A 19,326-nucleotide genomic window follows, 5' to 3' on the forward strand; every position below is an offset into this window, starting at 1 on the left:
GACGCCAGGCGTCCGCCTCGTGATGGCCCTGTACGAATCGATACCCATGCGCATCTGCTTTTTCGCAAACATGACCAACCACGCCAACTGGCGTGAAATGTTTGAGACGGTTGAGTTTTACAAGGTCGATATTGAAATTCTTCGAAGCCTCGGTCACGAGGTCGTGCTAGCCGGCGACCTCAAGAGTTTGGACAAGACTGCCGACGTCTACTATTGCTGGTGGTGGACGTACGCGTTCTATCCCATCCTTCGATCGATCGTAGGGCGGCGTCCTGTGATCGTGACGGGGGCGTTCGATTATGACACGTGCCACGGTGTCATTCCCGGGATGTGCTATCTCGATCGCCCACTGTGGCAGAAGATGCTGATGAAGTTCGCGCTCAAGCATGCGACGTGCAATCTCTTCATCTCTCAGTGTGAGTACGACCTCGTAACGAAACATTTGCCGGTGCACAACCCGATACTCAGTCCGCTGGCCATCAACACGGAGTACTACAACCCTGGTTCAGGGACGTCCGAGCGTAGCGACTATTTCTTTACGGTCAGTTGGAGCAGCAGCACGAACGCGAAGCGTAAGTGTCTAGATTCCATTGTTGAGGCGTTCGGGCGCGTAGCTCGGCTCCGGCCGGAATTGCGCCTTGTGATGGCAGGAAAGAAGGGGGACCACTACGACGCGTTGGTTGCGCTAGCTCACCAAGCGGGCGTAGCAGATCGGGTGGACTTTGTCGGCATGATTTCGGACGAGGAAAAGCGTCATCACTACCGCCGTTGTCGGGCTTATGTCCAACCGACCTTGTTCGAAGGGTTTGGTCATGCAATCGGTGAGGCTCTCGCTTGTGGTGCACAAGTGATCACAAGTCCTTCCGGAGCCGTGCCAGAAGTTACTGGAAAGCATGCCCGACTGGTGCCTGCCAACGACATTGAGCAATTGGTAAAAGCCATGCTTGAGGCGGCAGATACCCCGGCTGATCAAAACGTGCAGGCTGCACAGCTGCGGCATATCGAAACACATTTTTCGATTGAACAGCGGGCAAAGCAGTTAGCAGGCGTCATCGACATGGTAAAGCCATCCCCCTAATCGGCGTGCACCAGGGCAGAAGATCTGTGGCACAGATTCTCCATCTCTTCAATCGATACCGGGCGACAGTTGGCGTCCTGATCCTGACCGTCTGTATTCAGGGCGGTGTATTGATTTCCCAGTTCCTGGCCGCGTTCTTTCTTGTTCCGAGCCAAGTTGGCGTGATCCGGACGATCGAAAGCATCCTGTCTATCGTGGTGTTGGGCACTTCTGTCGGCGCCCCCACACTTGCCATTCGGGAAATCGCGGCTCTGCGGGAGGCACGCCAGAAAGCCGTATTATTGAAGCGGCTGATTTGCATGGAGTTGATTGCCGGCAGTCTAGTGGCCGCAGCGCTCCTTTGGACGCGAGGTTTTTGGTCGGGCGAGATGATGCACTACGCGTCAATGATCGCCGGCGTTGCACTTCTTAGTAACACTATCCGCGTAGTCGCAGCGTTTATGCAAGGTACGCAGACTGCCTCGTTATTCTCACTGCGGGTGGTGGTGCTGACGTGTTCGAGCGTGGGTATCGTTTGCTTGATGGCGCGGGTGTTCGGCGTGAATGGCTGGGTAATCGGTCGTTACATTGGCGAAGCAACCGTGCTGGTAGGCATGCTGTTAGCGGTGCGCCACTATTTCGGAGACGCGGGGGGCTTCAATTGTGACATGCTGCCCACTTGGCACATCGTCTCTTTGGGTGTGACCGCAAACTTGGCGCTGTTCTTTCGGCTGTTGTGCGACAACCTTCCGATCTTGGCGCTCGCGGCGGCAAAGATTCCGACAGATCAGATTGGTTTCTTTGGACTTGCATCATTGATGCTGATGGGCCCCAATCTGCTCCTCTCTGTAACAGCGCAGGTGGAGCTGCCCCGCCTTGTAGCCCAGTTGCATACACCAGTGCTTCTCTGTGAACGATTCGGTCGACTCGTGCGCAACATGGTGGCTCTGGCAACAGCATTCCTCGTGTTGGTGTTTATCGCCTGGTTTATTAACTATAAGTGGTTGGCTTTATCTTATACGCCGACTATCAATGCACTGTTTATTATGATCCTCGCCTTGCCGATGCGGGCCGCCACGCTTTCATTGGGGACATTAATCACGGCGCTTGGTAAATATCGACTATTTGTTTACGTCAATATTGTAGAGGCCGTTATAACGGCGGTATTTGCTTATCCCATGGCGCATCACTTCGCAGAAAAAGGCGTCATAGTATTGTTTGTTGTGGGGTCTTTCGTTTCACTGCTGCTACATATGGGCGCGGTGAAATTCTCGGGTGTTTTGGCATTGCTCGGTTATCGAGGGCTAACTTGGAGGGGCAATGCGACGCTATGATCCGTTTTTGCCACTGTCTTTATTAAACGCGTTCCTTGTTGGTGGCGTGTTGCATCGGGCTGCCATTGTGACGCCCGGCTGTGATTTGACTTTAGGAAGGCACGCAATCTTCATTAGCGTGCTGCTGCACTATTTCCGTGGGGAAGCAGCATCCGTCACGGTGCTTTTTTTCACCATCTACCTTCCATTCTGGCTCACGATCAAGTTGTCTGCGACGCGTCTACTGGTTGCGCGTACGGCTTCCTGAATCGGCTGCCTCATTCCCGAAAAGCGAAAAGAGATCTGAACTATGTGTGGAATTGTCGGCTATTCCGGCTATGAGTCTGCAGCCATGAATCTGCGTGGACTGGCCAGCGTGCTCGGGCATCGTGGGCCGGATGACGAAGGGCAGGTCGTGTTCGAGGCAAACCGGGTAGGTCTCGCACACCGCCGCCTTGCGATTCAGGATCTTTCGGAAGCCGGGCACCAGCCAATGGCTACGCGCAGCGATGCGACGGTGATCGTCTACAACGGCGAGATCTATAACACCCCCGAGCTTGCTGCCGAGTTGAAGGCGGACGGGGTGGTGTTCCGTGGCCACTCGGATACCGAAGTGATTCTGTATCTATACGAGAAGTACGGAGAGGCGATGCTCAATCGCCTCAACGGCATTTTTGCGCTCGCCATCTGGGACAAGCGGAACGAGTATTTGTTCATCGCGCGGGACCAGCTCGGTGTTAAGCCGCTGTACTACACGGCGGACAACGGTCGCTTTGCGTTTGCTAGCGAGATGAAGGTGCTGCTGCGTGCCGGGCTTGCCGATACGGCTCTGGATCCCCAAGCCGTGCTCAGTCACTTGGGGTACCTCTGGTCGCCTCGCGAGCGCACGCTCGTACGTTCAGTGCGCAAGGTCGAGCCAGGACACGCAATAATCGTTAAAGACGGGCGCATTGTCCGCCAGTGGCGATACTACGATCTGCCATACGATCAACCGATCTTGAATGTATCGGAGGACGAAGCCGCGGATCTCGTCGCAGAGAAGGTTGAGCAGGCGGTGCGCCGTCAACTGCTGTCGGACGTGCCGGTGGGCGCATTTCTGTCCGGTGGACTGGACTCCAGTGCAGTCGTCGCGAGCGCCCGCAAGGCATTGCCGGACACGCGTATCCAATGCTTCACCATTGCCGTGAATGACGGCTCTGTCGCAGATGAGGGGTTCGCGGCCGATCTGCCCTATGCGCAGCGTGTCGCCAAGCATTTGAACGTTGATCTGCACACGGTGGAAGTCGGCCCCGAGATGGTCGATCGCCTCGCTCAGATGGTGTATTTCCTGGACGAGCCTACCGCAGATCCCGCGGCGCTCAATGCACTGTTTATCTCAGAGCTCGCGCGCCAGCATGGGATCACGGTGCTGCTTTCGGGATCTGGCGGCGACGATATCTTTACGGGTTATCGCCGACATTTCGCAATGCAGCAAGAACATTATTGGTCATGGCTGCCGCGCCCCGCGCGCAGCGTGCTTGCTGCCACCAGCAGGGCGTTGCCGGTGTCCTCGCCGTTGCTGCGGCGTGTCGGCAAGGCGCTCCAGTATGCAGACAAGGATCCTGCGGAGCGCCTGGCGAGTTATTTCATGTGGCTTGCCCCGGAGCGCGCCCTGGGTTTGCTGAATCGCGATTTCGCAGCATCGCTCACACCCGCGTCACTGGCCCAGCCGCTGCTTGCGTCGCTTGAGCAGGTACCGCAACAGACTGCAGATCTGAACAAGATGCTGTATCTGGAGTGCAAGCACTTCCTGGCTGACCACAATCTGAACTACACCGACAAGATGGGCATGGCGGCCGGCGTCGAAGTCCGCGTGCCGTTGCTGGACCTGGAGCTGGTCGAGCTTGCTGCTAGGTTGCCGGTCGATTACAAGCAACGTGGCAGGGAAGGAAAATGGATTTTCAAGCGCGCCATGGAGCGGATGCTGCCCCACGATGTGATTTATCGCCCTAAAACAGGCTTTGGTGTGCCGCTGCGCTCTTGGCTACAGACGCGGCTTAAGCCCTTGGTCGACGATCTGCTGTCGCCGGAGTCGATTCGTCGTCGGGGCATTTTCGATGTGGCAGCAGTGGACGCTCTGCGTCGAGCAGATCAGCAGCAGCGAATCGACGGTACGTATTCGATTTTCGCGCTGGTCTGTATGGAACTCTGGTGTCGGCAATACCTTGATGGCCGCTACCCTGTATAACGAACGTCGTTAGATCGAACCAATGAAACAGATTCTTCAGAATATGGGCACCGGTGAAACTTCGCTGGTGGAGGCGCCGGCGCCGCGAGCGAGCGCAGGTACGCTGCTGATCCAAACGACGCACAGCCTGATTTCTGCCGGAACAGAGCGGATGTTGGTGGATTTCGGCCGCGCCTCGTTTATCGACAAAGCCCGTCAACAGCCCGAGAAAGTCAAAATGGTTCTCGACAAGGTCAAGACTGATGGGCTGATGACCACGGTAGAGGCAGTACGCAGCAAACTCGACCAACCGTTGCCGCTGGGCTATTGCAACGTCGGTGTGGTGCTTGAGGTAGGTGCGGGTGTCACGGGTTTTGCTGTGGGAGATCGCGTGGCCTCGAATGGCCCGCATGCGGACGTTGTGCGCGTCGGCAAGAATCTGTGTGCCAAGGTTCCGGATGACGTCGACAGTGAGGCGGCAGCGTTTACTGTGCTCGCCTCGATCGGCCTGCAGGGCATCCGCCTGATCCAGCCAACGTTGGGCGAGTCGATTGTTGTAACTGGATTGGGCCTGATCGGGCTGGCCACGGTGCAGCTGCTGCGTGCCCATGGCTGCCGCGTACTCGGTATCGACTTTGATGAGAGCAAGTTGGCGCTGGCGCGCGCTTTTGGCGCCGCAACGTGCAACCCAGGCGCCGGCGAGGATCCAGTGGCAGCGGCCATGGCGTTTTCTCATGGACGCGGTGTCGATGGGGTACTCATCACGGCTTCGACAAAATCGAGCGATCCTGTCAGCCAGGCCGCACACATGTGCCGCAAGCGCGGACGCATCGTACTGGTCGGTGTCACGGGGCTCGAGCTGAACCGTGCCGATTTTTACGAGAAAGAGCTGAGCTTCCAGGTGTCCTGCTCGTACGGCCCTGGGCGCTACGATCCGGGCTATGAAGAGAAAGGCAACGATTATCCTCTGGGCTTCGTGCGTTGGACTGAACAGCGCAACTTTGAAGCTGTCCTTGACATGCTGGCCAGCGGCCAGCTCGATGTGAAATCGCTTGTCACGCATCGTTTTGCGTTTGAAAGCGCGACGCAGGCATACGACCTGTTGACGACGGACAAATCCGCTCTGGGCATTGTTCTGCAGTACGGGTCCGCTCCAGAAACCCGCACACAGCGTACGATCGCCTTGGCATCGCAGGCGCCTTCATACGACGTGCAGCGGCCGGTGCTGGGGTTCATTGGCGCCGGCAACTATGCGTCCCGCATGCTGATCCCCGCATTCAAGGCGGCGGGAGCCCAGTTTCACAGCATCGTCACGGCTGGTGGCATTAACGGCGTGATCCACGGAAAGAAGGCCGGCTTTGCGGAGGCGTCGACTGATCTCTCCGGCATGCTGGCCAATGAGGCCGTGAACACGGTGGCCATCGTCACACGTCACGATACGCACGCCCGCTTTGTTGCTCAAGCGCTGGCTGCGGGCAAGCATGTCTTTGTCGAGAAGCCTCTCTCCATCGACCACGCCGGGCTCGATGAAGTACAGCGCGTGTTTGGTGAAGCGCAGGCGCGCAAGCCCGCTGGTGGGCCGCAGATCATGGTCGGTTTCAACCGCCGGTTCTCGCCCCAGGTGCAGAAAATGAAGGCGTTGCTTACGGCGGTCAAGGAACCTAAATCGTTCATCATGACGATGAATGCTGGCGCGATTCCGCCGAACCACTGGACACAGGACAACGCCGTAGGCGGTGGCAGGATCATTGGCGAAGCCTGTCACTTCATTGATCTGATGCGTTTTCTCGCAGGCAGCCCGATTGTGTCGGTTCAGGGGCGACGCATGGGCGATACCCCGGGCGTGACCGTTACCGAAGACAAGGCGTCGATCACGCTGGGTTTTGCGGATGGCTCTTTTGGAACGATCCTGTACCTGGCCAATGGCGCAGCCAGCTTCCCGAAGGAACGTGTTGAGGTATTTGCCGCGGGGCGCGTGCTGCAACTGGATAACTTCCGCAAGCTCACCGGCTACGGCTGGCCGGGATTCCGAAAGATGAACCTCTGGCGCCAGGACAAGGGCCAGAACGCCTGCGCAGCGGCTTTCCTGGCTGGCATCGAGACCGGCACGCCCGCAATCCCGGTCGACGAAATCTTTGAAGTCGCACGGGTCACCATCGAAGTCGCAGACCTGCTGCGTAGCCAGGGATAAATCCAAGATGAAGCGCCATTGGTCCACAATCAAGGTCGCCCTGGCATTGGGACTGCCCAACATTGCCAGGGCAGTGGGCTATCGCGTGGGCGTGCGTCTGGGCCTCAACAAGGTGCGGCGGCTGCATGCTGAAGTGCCGGGTGGAGGGTTCTTTGCCGCTACGAAGCTGCCACCCGTTGATGCGCCCGCTGTCTCGAGTTGGAGCCATGAGGCGAAATGGTTTGGTCGCTGGCCTGTGCAGGTTGGCGATGCCCCGCCAGATTGGTTCACCAACCCGCTGACTGGTGCAAGGGTCCTCGATCCTGCTCGACCCTGGTGGCAGATTCCCGACTTTGACTCCACGGTCGGCGATATCAAAGGTATTTGGGAGGCGTCGCGTCTTGATTGGGCACTTGCTTTCGCCCAACGAGCTAGGCAAGGCGACCCGGCTGCCCTCGCACGTCTTAACGCGTGGCTGGCCGACTGGATTCATCAGAACGCGCCTTACATCGGCCCGAACTGGAAGTGCGGCCAAGAGGCTTCCATTCGTGTGATTCATTTGTCTTGCGCCGCCGTGATCCTGGGTCAGGTTCGTGAAGCGTTGCCTTCGCTGCGTGCGCTGATTGCACTGCATCTCGAACGTATTGCGCCCACGGTCCAATACGCGATGGCGCAAGACAACAATCATGGCACCTCGGAGGCCGCCGCCCTATTCATCGGTGGGACTTGGTTGGAGATGTTTGGCGATGCCCGCGGTCACGCTTGGGCTACGACGGGGCGCAAGTGGCTCGAAAACCGAGCCGCTCGACTGATCGGCAAGCACGGCACGTTTAGTCAGTACTCAGTCAACTACCACCGGTTGATGCTCGATACGTTCAGCTGGGTGGAGGTCTGGCAACGCCTCAGCGGTGTACCTCCGCTCTCGGCGGCGTGGCACGAGAAGGCGCTGGCTGCGACGCGCTGGCTCCACGTGATGATCCAACCTTCGAATGGCGACGCCCCCAACGTTGGTGCGAACGATGGCGCTCGTTTGTTGCCTCTCACGGATGCTCCGTACCGAGACTACCGCCCGAGCGTGCATCTAGGGATGGCGTTGTTTGGGCGACAACAGGCCTACCCCTCGTGCGACTCCGCACGGGCAATGCTGAAGTGGCTTGGTGTAGCAGAGGCAACTGAATTGGCATCCGCGCCAGGCATGTTGCAAGCTGATGATGGCGGCTTTGCAGCCATGCGCAATGGGCCAGCCATGGCGTTGCTGCGCTATCCGCGGTTCCGCTTCCGCCCAAGCCAAGCCGATGCTCTGCATGTGGATCTGTGGATTTCAGGGCGACCTTGCCTGCGTGATGCAGGCACGTTCAGCTACAACACTGAGCAGCCCTGGTTGAACTATTTTGGAGGCACCCAGGGCCACAATACTGTGCAATTTGATGGCCGTGACCAGATGCCGCGTTTGTCACGCTTCCTGTTCGGAAACTGGCTGAAGGCTGAGGTCGTTGAGCCGTTGTTGGGTTCCAATCCTGTAACGATGACGGTGGCCTATTCCGACGAACAGGGCGCATCCCATCATCGATCCATAGCCCTGCACACGAACTACCTTGAGGTGCGAGATCGGGTAACGGGTTTCGCCGAGCGCGCGGTCTTGCGATGGAGGCTTGCTCCTGGCGATTGGGCGCTGGAGTCAGACGGGTCCGGTTCCACTTTCGTGGTGAGTATGAGTGAGGGGCATCGGTTGCGCGTGTCGGCCGATGTGGCGGTCACGCGGTGTGAGCTTGTGGAAGGGTGGGAGTCTTTGTACTACCTCGAGAAGACGGCAATCCCGGTGTTGGAACTCGAAGTGGCTCATGGCGGCACATTGATTTCCCGATACGAATGGCAAACATGAAGGTCCTGTATTTTCATCAGCACTTTGTGACCCCGCGGGGCACAGGCGGCATTCGCTCCTATGCGATGGCTCGGCGCCTTCTCGAGGCAGGCCATTCGGTCACCATGGTGTGTGGTAGTTTCACGGGCGGGCACACGGGCCTGGAAGCGCCATTCCAGCGTGGTATGCGGCGAGGAACGGTCGACGGCATCGACGTCATCGAGCTCGACCTTGCCTATTCGAACAGTGATGGTTTCATCAAGCGCACGGCGACGTTCCTGAAATTCGCACTGCGTAGCATCGGCTTCGCGCTAACCGAGCCGTACGACGTCATATTCGCCACGACAACGCCGCTGACTGCTGGGCTGCCTGGGATCTTTGCACGGTGGTTGCGTGGCAAACCCTTTGTGTTCGAGGTGCGCGATCTGTGGCCCGAATTGCCGCGCGCAATGGGCGTAATCCGAAATCCGGCCGTTCTGTGGGCAATGGGCGTGCTTGAGTGGACAAGCTATCGTTCCGCTCATCGCCTCATCGGCCTGTCGCCGGGTATCGTCGAAGGAATTATGCATCGCGGTGTACCGAAAGAACGGATCGCGATTGTCCCGAATGGCTGTGACTTGGCTATCTTTGATTCGCCGGCGGAGCCATGGCGCCCGCAAGGTGTGACGCCTAGTGACCTGATGGCAGTCTTTGCAGGTACGCATGGCATGGCCAACGGCTTGGATGCGGTCCTCGACGCTGCTGCCGAGCTGAAGCGGCGAGGTCGCGCCGACATCAAGATCGTGCTGATTGGGCAGGGCAAACTCAAACCGGCGCTGGAAGCTCGTGCCGCCCAAGAGCGACTCGATAACGTCATCTTCCATGCCGCGGTCAACAAGGGCAAGCTGGCGGGTTTGATGGCGTCCACGGATGTGGGATTGCAGGTGCTGGCCAACGTTCCTGCGTTCTATTTTGGAACGTCGCCAAACAAGTTCTTCGATTACATCGCTGCGGGGCTGCCGGTTCTCAATAACTATCCTGGGTGGCTTGCCGAAATGATTGCCAAAGAAGATTGCGGTTTTGCCGTGCCGCCAGACGATGCAAGCGCTTTCGCGGATGCATTGGAGCGAGCGGCTGATAATCGCAGCGAGTTGAAGGCAATGGGTCTGCGCGCGCGCGCCTTGGCTGAGCGCGACTTCGATCGTGCGAGACTGGCTGACCTCTGGCTGCAGACACTGGAGTCGGTGGCTCCCGTGCGCGACGCCATGCCTAAATCTCACGAAAGTACCAGAGCGGAATGAATGCTGAGCGTAGCGCGGTGAGCCAGATGTGCGCCGCGTTCCTATAACCCGCAAACGTAATCAATGAAGCGCATTTTTGATTTTTTGCTCGCCACGCTTGCACTGGTGATGCTGTCGATACCCTTCCTGCTGTTGGTCTGGAGTATCCGTCGCAAGTTGGGCAGCCCCGTATTCTTCCGACAACGTCGGCCTGGTCTGTACGGCGAGCCTTTTGAAATGGTGAAATTTCGCACCATGACGGACGCGCGTGGGCCCGATGGTCAATTGCTGCCCGATGCCGAGCGCTTGACGCCGTTTGGCCGGTTTCTACGCTCGACAAGCTTGGACGAATTGCCGGAACTATGGAACGTCGTTAAGGGCGATATGAGCCTTGTAGGACCAAGGCCGCTGCTCATGGAATACCTGCCGCTGTACTCTGCCGAACAGGCTCGGCGCCATGAAGTTCGTCCAGGCGTGACCGGTTGGGCTCAGGTCAACGGCCGCAATGCGCTGAGCTGGGAAGACAAATTCCGACTTGATGTCTGGTATGTCGATAACCACTCGCTGTGGCTTGACATCAAAATCCTGTGGCTGACGGTGCGAAAGGTGCTTGTACGCGAAGGCATCAGCGCTGATGGAGAGGCTACCATGTCGAAATTCACTGGGATAAAAGACTAATTTTTTACGATATAGCCACCATATCATGAAGCGATTTGCGATTTTTGGAGCAAGCGGTTTCGGTCGTGAAGTGTTGCCTGTTATGCGGGAGCAACTGGAGCGCACTGAATCAGGCCCGTGGGATTTGGTTTTCGTGGATGATGCTCCTCCCGCAGCCACTTTGAACGGGCATCGCGTGCTGACATATGACGAGTGGATGCAGGAACCGGCTGAGGTTCGTAATATCAGCTTGGCTATTGCCAACAGTCAGGTTCGCGAAGCGCTCGTCGAGCGCTGTAGTCGGGATGGAGTACGTTTCTACGAGCTGCGCGCAGCCAACGTGGTTTCTATGGACGCGGTTCAGATTGGTGAGGGGGCTATCCTGTGCCCGTTTGTCACGATAACTAGCAATGTCCGTATTGGTACACAGTTTCACGCGAATATCTACAGCTATGTCGCGCATGACTGCGTCATTGGCGACTTCGTGACATTTGCGCCCGGAGTTCAGTGCAATGGAAACGTGCTAATCGAGGACCACGCCTATATTGGGACGGGTGCAATTTTACGACAGGGCAAGCCGGGTGAGCCACTGGTTATCGGCCGCGGGGCGGTGATTGGGATGGGCGCTGTAGTGACGAAGAATGTGGCCGCCGGTATCACGGTCGTAGGCAATCCAGCTAAACCACTCGAGCGTAAGGCTGCCTAAATCTGCCAGGAAATCACCGTGCTAAATACCCCTTTTTCTCCGTGGCCCAGCTTCACCGCTGAAGAAGCCGATGCCGTTCAGCGTGTGCTCATGTCCAATAAGGTGAACTATTGGACAGGCACCGAATGTCGTGAATTTGAGAAAGATTTCGCTCAGTGGACGGGTACGCGCTATGCCGTTGCATTGGCCAACGGCACGCTTGCGCTGGACGTCGCGTTGAAGGCGCTGAACATTGGTCCCGGCGATGAAGTCGTTGTGACGCCGCGCACGTTCATCGCCAGCATCTCCTCTGTGGTTAATGCCGGGGCGACGCCTGTCTTTGCCGATGTGGAACCGGACAGCGGCAACCTATCGGCCGAGACCATCGCTCGCGTTTTGACGCCGCACACCAAAGCCGTGGTCTGTGTGCACCTTGCCGGGTGGCCGTGCGACATGGATCCAATCATGGCACTGGCCGACCAGCACGGCTTTAAAGTCATTGAAGACTGTGCTCAGGCGCACGGCACGCAGTATCGCGGCCGCAGCGTTGGTTCGATCGGCCATGTTGGCGCGTGGAGTTTCTGCCAGGACAAAATCATGACCACAGGCGGCGAGGGTGGCATGGTCACGACCAATGAGGAGGCGCTCTGGCGCGCCATGTGGTCATTTAAGGACCATGGCAAGAGCTATGAGGCCGTTTACGAACGCCAGCATCCGCCTGGCTTCCGCTGGCTGCACGAGAGTTTCGGCACTAATTGGCGCATGCTTGAAATGCAAGCCGTTATTGGTCGGATCCAACTTGGTCGGATGTCGGACTGGACTGCTCGCCGTACAGCGCACGCAGAAGCCATTTGGGCGACCTGTCGAAATCATGCTGTTGTGCGTGTGCCCGAAGTGCCGGCAGGCGATGTGCATGCGCATTACAAATGCTACGTTTACGTTGAGCCACAGCGCCTGGCACAAGGTTGGACGCGCGACCGGATCATTGAGGAAATCAATGCGGCAGGCGTTCCCTGCTATCAGGGCTCCTGCTCCGAGGTGTACCTTGAAAAGGCGTTCGACAACACGGGGTGGCGTCCCGAGACCCGGCTGCCAGTCGCGCGTTCGCTTGGCGAGACGAGTCTAATGTTCCTAGTGCATCCTACCCTGACGGATGCCGAGATCGCCAAGACGTGCTCGGTGGTGGACGACGTGCTGAAGCGGGCGGCCCGGTGAACAAGCTGATGAGCCCTCTACTCGAGTTATCACGGCCTACCAAGCGTTTCTTGGTGGTCGTACTCGATCTGTTGTTGTCGCTGATCGCGGTGTGGATTGCCTTCTACCTGCGGATTGATCAGGCGGGCTTCCCCCAGATGCAGCAAAAGTATGTGTATGCGCTTGCACCTGTGTTGGCTTTTCCGCTGTTTGTGCGTTTTGGCTTGTATCGCGCCATTTTCCGCTATACCGGTATGGCTGCACTCGCCACCACGGCCAAGGCCGTAGGGCTTTACGGCGCGCTGTTCTTCCTGGCCATTATTCTTTTCAAATGGGATGGTGTGCCGCGCAGCGTAGGCCTTATTCAACCGATTCTGTTCCTTCTGCTTGTCAGTACAAGCCGCGCAATGGCTCGCTTCTGGCTCGCCGGGCAATCGGGCAAGTCTTACCACGGGATGGGGCGATTGTTGATTTATGGGGCAGGGGAGGCAGGAGCCCAAACTGCATCAGCCTTGAGCGTGACGCGCGAGTTTGTGCTGCTCGGCTTCATCGACGACGATCCCACCAAGGTTGGTCGTACCATCAACGGTTTGGACATTATCGGACACGATGAGGTTGCGGAAGCGGTCGACCGCATGGGCGTTACCGATATCCTGCTCGCGGTCCCGTCGCTCGGACGCGCTCGGCGGAATGCCATTATCGCAAAGCTACGCGAGCTTCCCGTGCATGTGCGCACGCTGCCTGGACTGGTCGATCTGGCTTCGGGAAAGGTTACAGTCCGCGACTTCCAAGAGCTCGATGTGGAGGATCTTCTCGGGCGTGCACCGGTTCCGCCTGACGAAGAGTTGCTGGCCCGTAACCTCAGCCACAAGACCGTTCTGGTCACTGGCGCCGGGGGCAGCATCGGGAGTGAACTGTGTCGCCAGATTGTGCTCGAGCGTCCGCGTAAGCTGATCCTGGTTGAGCACAGCGAATTTGCGTTGTATTCGATTCACCGTGAGCTGGAAGGCCTGTGCCTTGAGCATCGACTGTCCGTCGAAATCGTGCCGCTTCTCGCCAGTGTGGCAAATCTGGAGCGTTTGAGGGAGATCTGCTTACTTCATCGACCTGCTACCGTGTACCACGCAGCAGCGTACAAACATGTGCCGCTTGTAGAGTGCAATCCGTCGGAGGGTGTGCTCAACAACGTGTTTGGCACGCTAAACATGGCACGTGCGGCCATGGAAAGCGCTGTCGAATATTTTGTCTTGGTCTCCACGGACAAGGCCGTGCGTCCCACCAATGTCATGGGCGCCTCCAAGCGCATGGCGGAACTCGTGCTCCAAGCACTGGCGGCGGCTGAGTCGATCGATTTTGGGTTACTGAATGGAGCCTCCGAAGCTACCGTCCCCAATAAAACCGTGTTTGCCATGGTTCGCTTCGGCAACGTGCTCGGGAGCAGCGGTAGCGTGGTGCCGTTGTTTCGCAGGCAGTTGCTGGAGGGTGGCCCGCTGACGGTAACGCACCCGGAAGTGACCCGTTACTTCATGACAATTCCAGAGGCCGCTCAGCTGGTGCTCCAGGCCGGCGCTATGGCGCATGGCGGGGAGGTATTCGTACTTGATATGGGCCAACCTGTGAGGATCATGGATCTGGCGCGTCGAATGGTGCAGCTTTCGGGTCTATCGCTCCGCGACGACAGTCATCCGAATGGGGACATTGCTATCAAGATCACCGGCTTGCGTCCTGGTGAAAAGCTCTACGAGGAACTGTTGATCGGTGACAACCCCGAAGGAACGTTCCACGAACGCATCATGAAGGCACGAGAGGATTACGTGCCTTGGCCCAGGTTTGCGCCCGTTCTCTCGCAGATGCGCGAAGCGGCGATGCGAAGTGACGAGACTCTGATCAAGGAAATCCTGCGCGGATACGTTCACGGTTATGGACCGCAACCTTCGCAGGTCGTCTCGATCTCCTCGGGCCAAGCGGCAGCCTGAATACTCGAAGCATGAAGCGCCACCAACCGCGTTTTAGCAATGGCGCTTCTGTGTACTCTGAAAACGCTGTCCTTTACTTCAAGATCAGGTCGAGCTGCAGCGCATCAAGTTCGCTTCTCACGCGCTTTTCAGCGTGTCCCGGAGTAAAGCGAGCGCAGCGCCAACCAACAGGCCGATAACGACGCCGCCTAGCACCCAGACGGTCCTGCTAGGAGTGCTGGGTCGTTCCGGAACGTAGGCTGGCGCCACCGCACGCGTGGGATAGCTCTGTACTGGGGACAACGCGTCTCTGTACGCGCTCACTTGCTGGTGCAGATCGCTGACTTGTGCACGAAGGAGCGACACGGTATTCGAAACCAATACGTCGCGTGCTCCGGCCGCTGTGGCGCCATTGCCGGTGTAGCCTGACTTCAGCGCATTCGCCGCATTACGATATTCCTCGTCCGCAGCGGACAGATTGTTCTGCGCTCGCGTTAGCTCCTGCTGCGTGGTCTCCGTCGACTGTTCAAACAGTTTGCGATGCGTGGCGGAAAGCCCTTTGAATGCCGTATCGACGATTTCAAGCGCTTCTTCTTTGGAGTAGCTCGCGGCCTGCAACGTAATGAGATCGGGACTGCGCTCTGCTGACGCGCGTAGTGAGTCAAACGCCAAATCAGCTTTCTTGCTACCCGTGTCAGGCTGAGGAAGCCCCAATGCTTTGATGACGTCAAGGCGGAAGTTGGGCTGATTGACTCGCTCAGCCGCCGTCAATTGGTTCTCAAGCGGCAACTTAACTGGGGCCCCATTTGTATTGGCCATGGCGACCTGACCGATTTGCACTGTCAGTTTGGCCGTCCATCGCGGCGGAACGACGATCGAAGCAGCTAACCCCGCAACTGCTCCGACTACGCCTGCCAACAAAACCCATCTGGCCGATTCCCGTAGCACTCGAGTCACATTTGCGGTAGATGGTTGCTCTTCCAGAGGCGTTACGGTCATGTTGGATGAAAAGGGTTGTTTAAGTTACAAGAATTGACATTGTAACGCGCGGCTGCCTCCCTCTTTTAGAGAAATGTGATCTATAGATATCTTATTGGGTGGCATCCAATTCGCTGATGTTATCGTCAGAGAGACGCTGGCAGACACTTTTTCACCAGCGCTTACAATGTCGGCTGTAACTTAAATCCGTACGCTTTATGCACTCCATCAACCCCACCATCTTCAAAGCCTACGACATCCGGGGCATCGTCGGAAAAACCGTCGATGCCGAAACCGCACGCTTGATCGGCCGTGCCTTCGGCTCGGCAGCACGCGCCAAGGGTGAATCCGCCGTTGTCATCGGTCGCGATGGCCGCCTGTCGGGCCCCGAGTTGCTTGCCGCGCTGGCGGACGGTCTGCGCGCGAGCGGCGTCGATGTGATCGATCTGGGTCTTGTGGCCACGCCGATGGTCTACTTCGGCACGAACATAGAATTGGCCGGCCGTCGCGCTACGTCGGGCGTGATGGTCACGGGCAGTCACAATCCGCCCGACTACAACGGCTTCAAGATGGTGCTGGCGGGCCAAGCCATCTATGGTGAACAGATTCAAGCGTTGCGCACGCGTATCGAGCAGGCCGACTTCACTGAAGGCGCGGGCGATTACGTCCAGGTGGACATCCGCCAACAGTACATCGACCGAATCGTCTCGGACGTCAAGGTGAGCCGCCCGATGAAGATTGCCGTGGACTGCGGCAACGGTGTGGCAGGCGCCTTTGCGCCGGAGCTGTTCCGTGCGATGGGCTGCGAGGTGACGGAGTTGTTCTGCGAGGTGGATGGCCATTTCCCGAACCACCATCCGGACCCGGCCCACGTCGAGAACCTGCAGGACCTCGTGCGCACGCTCCAGACCACGGACTGCGAACTCGGCCTTGCGTTCGATGGCGACGGCGACCGTCTGGGCGTGGTGACCAAGGACGGCCAGGTCATCTTCCCCGACCGCCAGTTGATGCTGTTCGCGCAGGAAGTCCTGTCGCGTAACCCGGGCGGCGAAATCATCTTCGACGTGAAGTGCACGGGCAAGTTGGCGCCGTTCATTCGTGAGCACGGCGGCAAGGCCACGATGTGGAAGACGGGCCATTCGCTCGTCAAGGCCAAGCTGAAGGAAACGGGCGCTCCGCTGGCCGGCGAGATGAGCGGCCACATTTTCTTCAAAGACCGTTGGTATGGTTTCGACGACGGTCTGTACACGGGCGCGCGCCTGCTGGAGATCGTCTCGCGCCTGGCCGACCCGAGCGCTACGCTCAACGCGCTGCCGAACTCGCACTGCACGCCTGAGCTGCAACTGAAATGCGCCGAGGGCGAATCCTTCGAGTTGCTCGACAAGATCAAGGCCAACGCCACCTTTGCCGGCGCGAAGGAAGTGAACCGCATCGACGGCGTACGCGTGGAATACGAAGACGGCTTTGGCCTGGCGCGTCCGTCCAACACCACGCCGGTGGTGGTGATGCGCTTCGAGGCTGACAACGATGCCGCGATGGCGCGCATCCAAGGTGAATTCCGCCGCGTGATCCTGGCCGAGAAGCCGGACGCGCAACTGCCGTTCTGATCGCACGGTCCGCACTCATGAAGTTGGGGGAAAGGATGACGGCATGCGTGTGCTGATCGTCAAGGTATCGTCGCTTGGCGATGTGGTGCATTGCACGCCGGTGGTGGCCGATATCCTGCGTGCGTATCCGGATGCTGAGATCGACTGGGTGGTCGAGGAGGGCTTCGCCGGCATCGTCCGCATCGTGCGTGGTGTGCAGGGCGTGATTCCGTTTGCGCTGCGGCGGTGGCGCAAGTCACTCGGCTCCGGCAGGACCTTGGGCGAGGTGGCGGCGTTCCGTCGCGCGTTGCGATCCAAGTCGTACGACGCGGTGCTCGACACGCAAGGCCTGATCAAAACGGCGCTCGTGGCTGCGCAGGCCAAGCTGGCGCCGGGTGGTTTCGTGGCGGGCTTCGGCAATCGGACGGAAGGCGCCGGCTATGAGCCGCTTGCGAAGCTGTTCTACCAACGCAAGGTCGAAATGGAACCGCACATCCATGTGGTCGAGCGCTCGCGCCGCATGGTGGCGGAGGCGCTCGGTTACGCGCTGCCCGATACCATCGACTTCGGTTTGCAGCCGCCCGCCGACTTGCCGTTCAATCTGCCACGTCCGTACGTGGCACTGGTGCATGCGACTTCGCGCGCCGACAAAGGTTGGCCGCTCGAGGCGTGGGTGGATGTTGCACGCGCGCTGCTTGCACGCGGCTACGCCATCGTCTTGCCGTGGGGCAGCGAGACCGAGCGACGCACGAGTGAATCCATCCGCGAAGCCATCGTCGCGGCGGTGCCGGGTACGGTCGGACGCGTCGTAATTCCGCCGCGCATGTCGCTGCCCGATGTGACGGCGTTTCTCGATCAAGCGACGGCAGTGGTGGGCGTGGACACCGGCCTCGTGCACATTGCCGCTGCACTGTGCAAGCCGACCGTCGCGCTTTACAACTTCACCACGTCGTGGCGTACCGGTGGTTATTGGACGGCTAACGTGCACGACATCGGCAGCGCCGACGCCCATCCCACCAGCGCGCAGGCGCTCGATGCGCTGCGTGCGCTGGGTGTGCTCTGATGCTGCGCCTCCTGTATCGCTGGTTGTGGCGCATCGCGCTGCCGTTCGCATTGCTGCGCCTGTGGTGGCGCGGTCGCAAGGAGCCCGGTTATCGCCAGCACGTCGGCGAGCGGCTGGGTTTCTACCCGCCGCGCCCGAATCCGGATCGTCCGTTGCTGTGGGTGCATGCGGTGTCCGTTGGCGAGACACGCGCCGCACAGCCGCTCATCGATGCCCTGCTTGCGCGCTTTCCGCACCACGCTGTCCTGCTGACCCACATGACGCCGACGGGTCGCCGCACAGGGGCCGAATTCGCGGCGCAACGCAGCGGGCGCGTTATCCAGGCGTATCTTCCGTACGATTTGCCGAGCGCAGTGGATCGGTTTCTGCGCCATTTCCAACCGCGCCTTGGGCTGCTGATGGAGACCGAGATCTGGCCGGTGCTGATCGAGCGCGCCTATGCGGCCGGTGTGCCGATGGTGCTCGTCAACGGGCGCCTGTCTGCGCGCAGTCACCGGCGCACCGCTCGCCTCGGCGACGCCGCGCGCCAGACGTACGCGCAGCTTGCTGCCGTGCTGGCCCAGACGCCTGACGATGCCGATCGCTACCGCTCGCTCGGCGTGCCGCGCGTGCGCGTGACCGGCAACCTGAAGTTCGACATTACGCCGCATGTGGACCAAATCATGGCCGGACGTGTGCTGCACGATGCGCTGCGTGGCCGATCGGCATGGGTGGCCGCCAGCACGCGCGAGGGCGAGGAAGCGTTGCTGCTCGACGCGTGGCAGGCGCATCGCGCGCAGCATGTGGGGCGCCGGCATGCCTTGCTGATTCTCGTGCCGCGTCACCCGCAGCGTTTTGATGAAGTAGCGCAGGCGGCTGAACGCGCAGGCTTGCGTGTCGTGCGTCGCAGCGCGTTGTCGGTGTCTGCCGCAGGCGTGACGGAGGCCGATCAACTTGCTGACGCCGACGTCTTGCTCGGGGACTCGATGGGCGAGATGGCACTGTATTACGCGGCAGGCGAAGTGGCGTTCATCGGCGGCAGCCTGCTCCCGCTCGGGGGGCAGAATTTGATCGAGGCCTGCGCGGTCGGCACGCCTGTGGTCATCGGCCCGCATACATTCAATTTTGCGCAGGCGACACGCGATGCGGTGGCCGCGGGCGCGTGCGAGCAGGTTGCGGATGCGGCTGCGGCGATACGTGTGATCGACGCGTGGCTGTCGGACGCCGATTCGCGCGAAGCCGCGTCGCGCGCCGCGCTGGCCTTTGCCGCCACGCACGGCGGTGCGACGGCCCGCACGGTGGAGGCGGTGGCGTCCCTGGTGTTGCCGACGCTGTAACGCTGTCGATGTCCGGCACGAAACGT

At 59.3% G+C, this 19,326-nt stretch carries 15 protein-coding genes; 14 read left to right on the forward strand and 1 reads right to left on the reverse strand.

The genetic code is table 11. The features are described from left to right. Nucleotides 1-22: 22 nt before the first annotated feature. The 11 genes from ABIC76_RS22660 (at nucleotide 23) to ABIC76_RS22710 (ending at nucleotide 14,378) form a co-directional block, all read left to right on the forward strand. Nucleotides 23-1,078, forward strand: a complete 1,056-nt coding sequence (locus ABIC76_RS22660) for a glycosyltransferase (protein WP_354535425.1) — start codon at nucleotides 23-25, stop codon at nucleotides 1,076-1,078. Nucleotides 1,079-1,104: 26 nt separating this feature from the next. Continuing rightward, on the forward strand, nucleotides 1,105-2,391 hold the full coding sequence (locus ABIC76_RS22665; RefSeq protein ID WP_354535318.1) for an MATE family efflux transporter: 1,287 nt from the start codon (nucleotides 1,105-1,107) through the stop codon (nucleotides 2,389-2,391). Next, a complete protein-coding gene (locus tag ABIC76_RS22670) occupies nucleotides 2,378-2,638 on the forward strand; it encodes a hypothetical protein (protein ID WP_354535319.1) in 261 nt (86 codons plus the stop codon). Before ABIC76_RS22665 ends, ABIC76_RS22670 begins: the two co-directional genes overlap by 14 nt. A gap of 42 nt (nucleotides 2,639-2,680) precedes the next feature. Further along, entirely contained in the window at nucleotides 2,681-4,597 is a 1,917-nt protein-coding gene (asnB, locus tag ABIC76_RS22675) for an asparagine synthase (glutamine-hydrolyzing) (RefSeq protein WP_354535320.1), read from the forward strand. 22 nt (nucleotides 4,598-4,619) lie between these two features. After that, nucleotides 4,620-6,767: a bi-domain-containing oxidoreductase gene (locus ABIC76_RS22680; protein WP_354535321.1), complete on the forward strand. Its 2,148-nt coding sequence runs from the start codon at nucleotides 4,620-4,622 to the stop codon at nucleotides 6,765-6,767. Nucleotides 6,768-6,774: 7 nt separating this feature from the next. Continuing rightward, a complete protein-coding gene (locus tag ABIC76_RS22685) occupies nucleotides 6,775-8,628 on the forward strand; it encodes a heparinase II/III family protein (RefSeq protein ID WP_354535322.1) in 1,854 nt (617 codons plus the stop codon). Beyond that, a complete protein-coding gene (locus tag ABIC76_RS22690) occupies nucleotides 8,625-9,887 on the forward strand; it encodes a glycosyltransferase family 4 protein (protein ID WP_354535323.1) in 1,263 nt (420 codons plus the stop codon). The genes ABIC76_RS22685 and ABIC76_RS22690 overlap by 4 nt, the downstream gene beginning before the upstream one ends. A gap of 63 nt (nucleotides 9,888-9,950) precedes the next feature. Continuing rightward, complete coding sequence (locus ABIC76_RS22695) at nucleotides 9,951-10,544, forward strand: sugar transferase (RefSeq protein ID WP_354535324.1); 594 nt, start codon at nucleotides 9,951-9,953, stop codon at nucleotides 10,542-10,544. A 25-nt stretch (nucleotides 10,545-10,569) separates the two neighbouring features. Continuing rightward, a complete protein-coding gene (locus ABIC76_RS22700; protein WP_316874036.1) occupies nucleotides 10,570-11,229 on the forward strand; it encodes an acetyltransferase in 660 nt (219 codons plus the stop codon). An 18-nt stretch (nucleotides 11,230-11,247) separates the two neighbouring features. Beyond that, complete coding sequence (locus tag ABIC76_RS22705; RefSeq protein ID WP_354535325.1) at nucleotides 11,248-12,423, forward strand: DegT/DnrJ/EryC1/StrS family aminotransferase; 1,176 nt, start codon at nucleotides 11,248-11,250, stop codon at nucleotides 12,421-12,423. A gap of 8 nt (nucleotides 12,424-12,431) precedes the next feature. Continuing rightward, nucleotides 12,432-14,378 carry a polysaccharide biosynthesis protein gene (locus ABIC76_RS22710; protein WP_354535426.1) on the forward strand — a complete coding sequence of 649 codons (1,947 nt, stop codon included), beginning with the start codon at nucleotides 12,432-12,434 and terminating at the stop codon, nucleotides 14,376-14,378. Nucleotides 14,379-14,495: 117 nt separating this feature from the next. Here the strand turns inward: ABIC76_RS22710 and ABIC76_RS22715 are convergent, their stop codons facing one another. Continuing rightward, nucleotides 14,496-15,176, reverse strand: coding sequence for a hypothetical protein (locus ABIC76_RS22715; protein WP_354535326.1), 681 nt, complete (start codon nucleotides 15,174-15,176; stop codon nucleotides 14,496-14,498). 377 nt (nucleotides 15,177-15,553) lie between these two features. Between ABIC76_RS22715 and ABIC76_RS22720 the strand changes: the two genes are divergently transcribed. From ABIC76_RS22720 to waaA, 3 genes are read left to right on the forward strand one after another with little or no spacing between them, the layout of a single operon-like run. Continuing rightward, nucleotides 15,554-16,942: a phosphomannomutase/phosphoglucomutase gene (locus ABIC76_RS22720; protein ID WP_316884403.1), complete on the forward strand. Its 1,389-nt coding sequence runs from the start codon at nucleotides 15,554-15,556 to the stop codon at nucleotides 16,940-16,942. 43 nt (nucleotides 16,943-16,985) lie between these two features. Further along, nucleotides 16,986-17,984 (forward strand): lipopolysaccharide heptosyltransferase I, encoded by a 999-nt coding sequence (gene waaC / locus ABIC76_RS22725; RefSeq protein WP_354535327.1) that lies wholly within the window; start codon nucleotides 16,986-16,988, stop codon nucleotides 17,982-17,984. Beyond that, nucleotides 17,984-19,300: a lipid IV(A) 3-deoxy-D-manno-octulosonic acid transferase gene (waaA, locus tag ABIC76_RS22730; protein ID WP_354535328.1), complete on the forward strand. Its 1,317-nt coding sequence runs from the start codon at nucleotides 17,984-17,986 to the stop codon at nucleotides 19,298-19,300. The genes waaC and waaA overlap by 1 nt, the downstream gene beginning before the upstream one ends. Nucleotides 19,301-19,326 lie beyond the last annotated feature (26 nt).

The organism is Ralstonia sp. 1138, from assembly GCF_040544795.1.
Lineage (GTDB): Bacteria > Pseudomonadota > Gammaproteobacteria > Burkholderiales > Burkholderiaceae > Ralstonia > Ralstonia flatus.